This is a genomic window from Bifidobacterium sp. UMB1197 (assembly GCF_030217745.1).
GTDB classification, from domain to species: domain Bacteria; phylum Actinomycetota; class Actinomycetes; order Actinomycetales; family Bifidobacteriaceae; genus Bifidobacterium; species Bifidobacterium vaginale_B.
In genome coordinates this window covers 144,475-152,185 of record NZ_JASOOL010000004.1, presented here as the reverse complement: position 1 = coordinate 152,185, position 7,711 = coordinate 144,475, and the positions used below count along the sequence as shown (strand labels likewise).

Annotated in this window: 5 protein-coding genes; all 5 read right to left on the bottom strand. The window is 44.2% G+C overall.

Annotated elements, in window-relative coordinates; genetic code table 11:
* Nucleotides 1-175: 175 nt before the first annotated feature.
* The 5 genes from QP420_RS03850 to QP420_RS03830 all read right to left on the bottom strand — a co-directional run bounded on the left by QP420_RS03850 (nt 176) and on the right by QP420_RS03830 (nt 7,677).
* Nucleotides 176-1,828, bottom strand: coding sequence for a D-alanyl-D-alanine carboxypeptidase/D-alanyl-D-alanine-endopeptidase (locus QP420_RS03850; protein WP_481616593.1), 1,653 nt, complete (start codon nt 1,826-1,828; stop codon nt 176-178).
* A 140-nt stretch (nt 1,829-1,968) separates the two neighbouring features.
* Nucleotides 1,969-3,621 carry a hypothetical protein gene (locus QP420_RS03845; protein WP_481616592.1) on the bottom strand — a complete coding sequence of 551 codons (1,653 nt, stop codon included), beginning with the start codon at nt 3,619-3,621 and terminating at the stop codon, nt 1,969-1,971.
* Between the two features lie 20 nt (nt 3,622-3,641).
* Nucleotides 3,642-4,505 carry an ABC transporter ATP-binding protein gene (locus QP420_RS03840; RefSeq protein WP_481616591.1) on the bottom strand — a complete coding sequence of 288 codons (864 nt, stop codon included), beginning with the start codon at nt 4,503-4,505 and terminating at the stop codon, nt 3,642-3,644.
* Between the two features lie 449 nt (nt 4,506-4,954).
* Nucleotides 4,955-6,181, bottom strand: a complete 1,227-nt coding sequence (locus tag QP420_RS03835; RefSeq protein ID WP_481616590.1) for a glycosyltransferase family 2 protein — start codon at nt 6,179-6,181, stop codon at nt 4,955-4,957.
* Nucleotides 6,178-7,677: an AI-2E family transporter gene (locus QP420_RS03830; RefSeq protein WP_481616589.1), complete on the bottom strand. Its 1,500-nt coding sequence runs from the start codon at nt 7,675-7,677 to the stop codon at nt 6,178-6,180. Before QP420_RS03830 ends, QP420_RS03835 begins: the two co-directional genes overlap by 4 nt.
* Between the last annotated feature and the right edge of the window lie 34 nt (nt 7,678-7,711).

Sequence of the window (7,711 nt, the reverse complement as noted above, 5' to 3'; positions counted from 1 at the left end):
TTTTGAACAACATTCTCGGGAAAAATCTCCCGACTTTGTAGCTAATTTTGCCATTTTGAACAACATTCTCGGGAAAAATCTCCCGACTTTGTAGCTAATTTTGCCATTTTGAACAACATTCTCGGGAAAATCGAAGTAGATTCGCGCGGCGAAGACGTGAGTACGGCGAACGAGGCTAAAGATTAGTCAGCTCTGCCATCATCTTATTAACGCCAACGTAAGTGTAGTTAACGTCTCCAGGCGGATTAACAACAACCGCAAAGGTTAGCGCGCCTCCCGACTTTCTAGAAACGTTGCCAACCATAGACGAAACATCGCCCAAATACCCCGTTTTAACGCGCATTAATCCCGCAGCAGACTTATCAGCAAGACGCTTTCTAGCCGAAGTACACCAAACGCCTGGCAAAGCCAAGCCTTCTGCGGCAGCCGCACCAAGCCCCTCCTTAAGATTCTGCGCTTGAACCTGAATCAAAGTAACCGCGCGAACAGAGGATTTAGGTGAAAGTCCCGAGCAATCCGACATGTGCAATCCGTTTATATCAATACCTAAATTGCGCAAAACTTCTTGCACAGCCAAAGTTGCACCCTTTGGAGAATTTGACTTGCGCATAGCGAGCGCAGTTAAGCGCCCAAACTCTTCGGCAAGGGAATTGTCGGAATGCCTAAGCATATACGCCATTATCTCGCCTAGCGGCGCGGAACAAACGCGCGCAATCGGGCTAAAATCGGCGGAAATCAGCGGTTTTTTGTAGCTAACATACATGGAATCTGCGCTAGACACCTTAGCTGCCTTAGTAATTTTTGCAGAATCACCATTCCATGCGCGAACATCAATGCCGGCCTTTTGCAGCAGATTTGCAAAAATCAAACCCGCGCTAACTGCTGGATGCCTGTCTAAAAGCGGATAGTCGTCGGTATCGTCTGCGTCGTTTCCGTACGAAACCCACGCCGCAAAATCGCGGTTGCGCCCCTCGTCTACCGCAACAGACGAAGTTGGAGCGTAGAATCTACCTTCTTCATCGTTCTCGTTAATAAGCTCAGGGTATCTTTTTGCACCAAACAGCGAATCGTCAACAGCAAACTGAACAATCTTAACGCCCCGCTTTTTAAGAGCTGCAGCCGTTTTATTTGCAAGAGTTTCTAAACCAGCTCTACCGTTTACGTGATTCGGATCGCTTTGCCCAGCCCCAAGCAGCATGTCTCCGCCGCCGCGCAAAACAATTCGTGCAAAACTCCCACTATCGTCGCAGCTTGCATAAACCAGCGTGTCTAGCGTTGAAGCCATGTCTAAAGTATGCGATGCAGCTAGTGCTGTAAGCGTTTTCATTGTAGACGCTGGCTGCAAAGCAAGGTCTGGGTTTTTGGCAGCAATAATTTTCCCGTTTGCATCCGCTATAACAGCCGCCACATTTGGCCCAAGAGCTGGGTAATCAAGGAATGTTTGCAAAACCTTTTCCGCAGCAGCTTTGTCAACTGGCTTGTTTTTATCTAATTGCTTTATTAAAGACGCGTAATGCGCTATTTTCTTAGGTTTTGGACTGCTTAGCTCTTGCAAAGATTTATTGTTTTTAATTGCCATTCGCGACTGAATAAAATCGCGATTTTGCAAAAGATCTTTGCTATCAAACAGAATATAACCGCACATTAAAGAGACAACGCTTGCAGCTGCGATTAAGCACACAACAGCGCGATTATGTGACTTTGGCGGCTTTTGCGCGCCTAAGCTAGACGTAAATCCAGCTTTTTCTCTTGATTCTTTAGACGTAAAAGCATCTTCGGGAATCTCGATTATATTATCTGGATTCTTAACGTTTTCATCGTCTTGCATGCGCACGCCGCCTGTTTTACCGATTAATTGCAACTCTGTATAACTATACAAGCCATGTAGACTATATAAGAACTACATAAAGGCTACATAAGCTATACGCTTGCACACATAAATCGCAGCTCTTACGTGCGCATTAATACTCAAGCAGTAATCGAGGCAAATCTGCGCAAGTTTTCTACAATACGAATCATGCGCTTATCCATCACTTTGCCACCAATAATTACGCCAACAACCAACACAACAAATCCGTTTACTACAAACAGAATGCATGCAATCCACAGCAGTTGCGGCGCAAGAATAATAAACGCAATCACAGCCGCAACCGAAGGAATCATGCAAACTACAGAAAGAAGCATAAAGCCAATAGCTGCAAAACTTCGCCCGCCAGCACTTCCTTGCGGCCTAGAGAATGGCTTTTCGATTGACGCTACAGGGTACATTGCAATGCACGAAGAAATTAAGCCAATGCCTATGGTCGCAAAAGCTATTCCGATTGGAGAAAGAGTTTGGAACATAACTGCATTCATATTTTGCTGAACATTTGCTACAAAGAAAAGGAAAGCGTAAACCCCTATTCCAAGAATTGCAAAGTACACAGCGCAAATCACGGACCAAACTATTGCGTGCGCTAAACGATCGTGCAAACCTTTTACGCCAATAATCGCATGCATAGTAAAAGCTGTTCCATCGTATGCAATATTGTTTCCAACAACCATTCCCATAAGCATCGCAGCATATATCATCCATCCAGAAACGCCTATGTCCTGTGCTATAGAACCAAATCCTTTAGCATTAAAACTAGTTCCTCCTGCAACTATCAGCATAAAAAGAGGCGCAATAAGCAAAAACAGTTGACGCATATCTCTTCTCATAACGCTAATAATTCGCGCAATAATTGCACCAACTATGTTGTCTGGAACTGCTGCAAAGAAGCCGATTCCCTTAGTTTTAACAACTGTTTTTTGCTCACCGCGAAGTAGCTTAGGCTCTAATTTTGCGCAAAATACAGAGATTGCAAAGCAAGCAGCAATCGTTACAACGCAAATAAGGAAGCGAATAACAAGCGCAAGCCAATTGCCATTAATGACGTCAAGAGGCAAAGCCATAGCAGCGCTTAATGGAGTAAAAGCGGAAACAGCGCAGAAACTTGTACCTAGCGAAATTACAATTGACGAGGGGCTATGCGTATTCATTGACGCAACAAAAAGCATATACGCCACAAAAATAACAAAGTAAAAAATGTTTCTTGAACGCTTGTTTATTAAAATAGTGTCCAAAAGCTCAATAAGCATTTTGCTTAAAGACACGATTGTGGCAACGTAAAGCGGAGCTGCAATTACGCTTACTAAAACCGGCACAATTCCAAAGTTTCTGTACGCTAAAGACCACAAAGCAAGCGCGATTGTGCAACTTACAGAAATCGCTCCAAAAAGGGAGCCAAGAAGCATGCCAGCTTGCTGCTTTACGTAAGGAATGCCGTAAAGCGCAAAACTACGCGATTTTAGTGTTGTGTCGCTGCCTAACATAAACAGGTTTATAAACAGCGTAAAAATTGACACAATCGACGCAATCATTATTGGAATCAATTGGAATTCCTGCCAATCTTTAGCGTCTGCAAGCATTCCTGGATTAAGATACTTTCCTGCTTCCCAGCCTGCAAAACCAAGAGCGCATATAATCGCAAGTCCAAAAACAATTGATATACCAAAGCCGATTTTTTGCCAAATTGACTTTCGCATAACAGAAAAAGTAAGCGCCCAGCGAAGGCGAACCATTGTAAAAATCATAGACATGATTACTTACCGCCTTTCGCTCACGCGTTGTGGTTGCTTGCGATTGGCGTTGCGTTATAAGACTCGCCGCCATTAAGCCAATCAATGCGCGCAGCAGAATGACGTCCACCAACAAGCTCCATAAAGCGATCTTCAAGATCTTTGCCTTGAGCAACTTCTTCAAGAGTGCCAGAAGCTGCAACATGACCTTCATTAATAATCGCCACGTGCGAGCACATTTTTTCAACCAATTCCATAACGTGCGAAGAAATAATCACAGTTCCGCCAGTGGAAACATACTCGGCTAAAATATCTTTCAAATTTGCGCTAGAAACAGGGTCCACCGCCTCAAAAGGCTCGTCCAACACAAGCACGCGCGGGCTGTGAATCATTGCTGTTGCAAGGCAAATCTTCTTAGTCATACCAGTTGAATAGTCCGAAACCATAGTGTTTGCAGCTTCTGTTAAGTCGAAAGCAGAAAGCAAGTCGTTTGCGCGCTTTACGGATTCCGCGCGACTCATATCGCGAAGCATGCCAGCGTAAGTTAAAAGCTGCAAACCAGTAATTGTCTTAAAAATCTCATCTGCTTGAGGCATTAAACCGATTGCGCGCTTAGCACTATTTACATCGCTCCAAACGTCGTTGCCAAAAATTGAAGCAGAACCAGCATCTGGCATAAGCAAGCCCGTAAGCATTTTAATCGTAGTGGTTTTGCCAGCACCATTAGGGCCTACTAATCCGTAGAAAGAGCCTGCTGGAATATCTAGCGAAAGATTATCTACAGCAACTTTCTTGCCAAAAGTCTTAACAAATCCGCGAATAGAAACCGCTGGAACTTCTGCATTGCCATCACTCGCATTGCTCGAATAAGCGTTTGCACCAAAGACTGGAACAGAATCCACCATAGAAACCTCGCAACATACAGATAAACGCACGTATTGCGCCACATTATGCGCAATCGCACGTTTACACCCAGAGCTCTATTATCTCATATCTTGCGTATAAACACACTACGAGATTACATAAATTACACCAAGCACTGTAGAGATTCGAGATTTTTCGCCCTGAATGAGATGAACCTCAGCATCTTTGATGGTGATTCATCGAATGAAGAAGAAAAATCGAGAATCTCGGTGATGAAAGCTACGCAAAAGTTCTAGATATCCAGAAGGTTTGATGTATTTCTCTACGAGCAATAAATAGCGCCATACTGAGGCCTTGGAATATTAACGTTCATAAGACCCCCATAAAGGGGCGCGTCACTTGCGAGGAGAGAAATACTCAAACCTCGCGCAACAGCAAGTAAGTGGTTTTCAGGCAGGTATATCGATTGCTCGCGCAGAACGCAGCAAAACTACCGCCCCGTGTGATGAATCGGCTTCCACTCGCTCTTAGAGAACACAGCCTGGAAGGCAATCGGTACATACGAAAGCATAAAAATCGGGAAGCTGAGCGCGTACGCAAAAAGCTCTTTGTTGGTGGCTCCAAGCTTATCGTGCTCTACAAGAATGGTAAGCGAAACAAACACCATCATGCCCAAAACGCTTGTAACAGTAGTGGTTATAAAGTTAAGCGTTGAATAAATCTGACTTGCCCACGTAACAAATCCAAATGCTGCAAAGATAAATCCAAGTATAAGGCGAATAATCGCAAGCACCATAAACGGGCAAAGCATAAGCGTAAAATCAACCGACGAAAAATCGCGCTCGCGAATTCCGTGGCGTATAAGAGCCGCCCCGTAATATCTAAACACTTGCAAGAAGCCCTTGCTCCAGCGCAGCCTTTGCCTCCAGCTTTGCCTAAACGAAACAGGCTGCTCGTCGTAAAGAACCGCCGACCCGCAATAACCCACTTTGTCGCCGTGCAAAATCGAGTCCATTGTAAACTCAAGATCTTCGGTAAGCAGATGGAACTTCCACCCACGATTTCTGTGCATAATTTCGCGCGAAAACATGAATCCCGTTCCGCCTGCGTGGCAGCTGGAGCCAAAAAGCATGCGCGAATTGTTGGTAAATCGCGATTCGCGTATAAACCACAATGCCGACCCCGAAGACACCCAATTATCCGATAGGTTAACGGAGTTTCTGTAGCTTGTTAAAATCTGGTACCCAGCATGGAATCCATTGTTCATCTCTTCAAAATAGTGCAAATCCAGCTTATTGTCTGCGTCAAAAACAAAGTACGCGTCGTAATCTTCGTCTTTTCCAAGCTCCATTATGTGGTCCAAAAGGTAGCTAAGCGCGTAGCCTTTGCCAATGTGCTGCTTATCGAAACGCTCTATAACATTGCACCCGTACTTTCTTCCAACTTGCGCCGTGCTATCCGTGCAATTATCGGCAACCAGCCAAATATCTATTAGCTGTTGGTTATAAGTTTGATGCTGTATGCACTCTATAAGATTCCCGATTACAGCTTCCTCGTTTCGTGCAGATATTAAAACCGCGTAATGCTTGTCCATTGGAGCATTCGGAAACACAACTGGCTTTGCAACAAGCGACGCAACTGCGCAAACGCCTTGGTAAATAACGCTGCTCACGCCGATTATGATTACTAAAACGTCGAAAATAGACAAAAGAATCATTTATTCCACCCGCTTCGTGGATTTGTGTTTGTGTTCGATTTTTTAATATCGCGATTAACCGCGTCTAGAACATCGCGCGAAATCGCCATTGTTTCAATGTATCCAGAATCTTCTTTAGAATTTTGACTTTCGCCAGAATCACTAGAAGAATCACTAGAAGCAGCACCAGAATCACTAGAAGAAACATAGGCCTGCTTATACCAGTACATAATATCTTCATTAATCGAGACCCTAGAAGACGAGCCCTTCATAACTCGAAGAACCTTGTCTTTAACAGGCTTTACAAAACTATTGCCAATTGCTTCAACACTTGTAACCATAATCGACTTGCGATTAGGCTTTGGATCGTTCATTAATGGAGAATCAACAAGCTTGTATTGCTTTGTACAAACCTTAAGAATGGCCTGCAAGCTGGCTGTAACAGGAAGCGCCAAAAATGCGCCGAGCGCCCCAAAAACAGCACCCATTACCAACACCGACAAAAATGCTACAGCAGGATTTAAATCCATTGTTTTTTCGGAAATCTTAGGAGAAATCACCATGTTTTCAATCTGCTGATAGATGGTAACAAAAATCAACACAGCTAATGCCGCCGCAAAACCGTTGGACCCCCAGGCAAACACGATTGGCAAAGCTCCGCCCAAATACGTACCAATCGTTGGCACAAATTGCGAAACAATTCCGCAGAACAGCGCAAGCGGAAGCCAGTACGGAACCTTCATAAATATTAGGAAAATCGCAGTACCCGTGGCGTTAATCGCAGCCAAAATTGTGCGCGAGAATAAGAAGCTCGATATCTGCTCTTGAACAACCGACCATATAAACAAAAATCGCCTTTGCGACTTAGGATTTAGCAAACGGCAAACACTTCTACGCATTGCAGGACCTGCAGCCGAAATATAATAAGTAACCATCAAAATGGTAAGCAAATCAAGCAAAGCAGCCATCAAACCCCAGGTTGTGTTAAGTGCAAAACCGCCAAAATCCACAACCCACGATGTTTGAATGTTGCGCAAAATCTCCATTCCAAGCTGCTCAATATTCGGCATCTTAAATCCAGTGGAATTTAGCACAAAATGCGCAAACTGATTGTATAAATCTGGCAAACCAAGAACCATGGAAACGGCCTGTTGCACAAAAAGATTGCCAAAAAGAACAAGCAGCAAAATAATAACCGCAAGCAGCCCAACCAAGCTTGCCAAAGACGCAAAAGCCCTACTCCAGCCGTGTTTTATAAGGCGCACAACAAGTGGCTCTATTGCCAACGCTATAAAAATGGAGATTACAACGTCAAAAACTATAAAGGCTATACTTCCCCAAGCAAACCAAACAAAAATCGCAACAAACGTTGCGATTACCGCATACATAAGCGCGCGGCTAAGCCAATCAGGAGGCCTGCGATTATCTCCCTTAGCTGGAAAAATCGAAGCTAAGTCGATTTTGGCGCTTGTGCCGTTGCTGTCCGTACGGCTTTCGTAGTTTTCTTTATTCGTCATAAACTCTATTGTACTTTACAAAGCGTGTAACACA

Coding starts and splice junctions, on each gene's coding strand:
- QP420_RS03830 (WP_481616589.1), bottom strand. CDS start 7,677: ATGACGAATAAAGAAAACTACGAAAGCCGTACGGACAGCAACGGCACA.
- QP420_RS03850 (WP_481616593.1), bottom strand. CDS start 1,828: ATGCAAGACGATGAAAACGTTAAGAATCCAGATAATATAATCGAGATT.
- QP420_RS03835 (WP_481616590.1), bottom strand. CDS start 6,181: ATGATTCTTTTGTCTATTTTCGACGTTTTAGTAATCATAATCGGCGTG.
- QP420_RS03845 (WP_481616592.1), bottom strand. CDS start 3,621: ATGTCTATGATTTTTACAATGGTTCGCCTTCGCTGGGCGCTTACTTTT.
- QP420_RS03840 (WP_481616591.1), bottom strand. CDS start 4,505: ATGGTGGATTCTGTTCCAGTCTTTGGTGCAAACGCTTATTCGAGCAAT.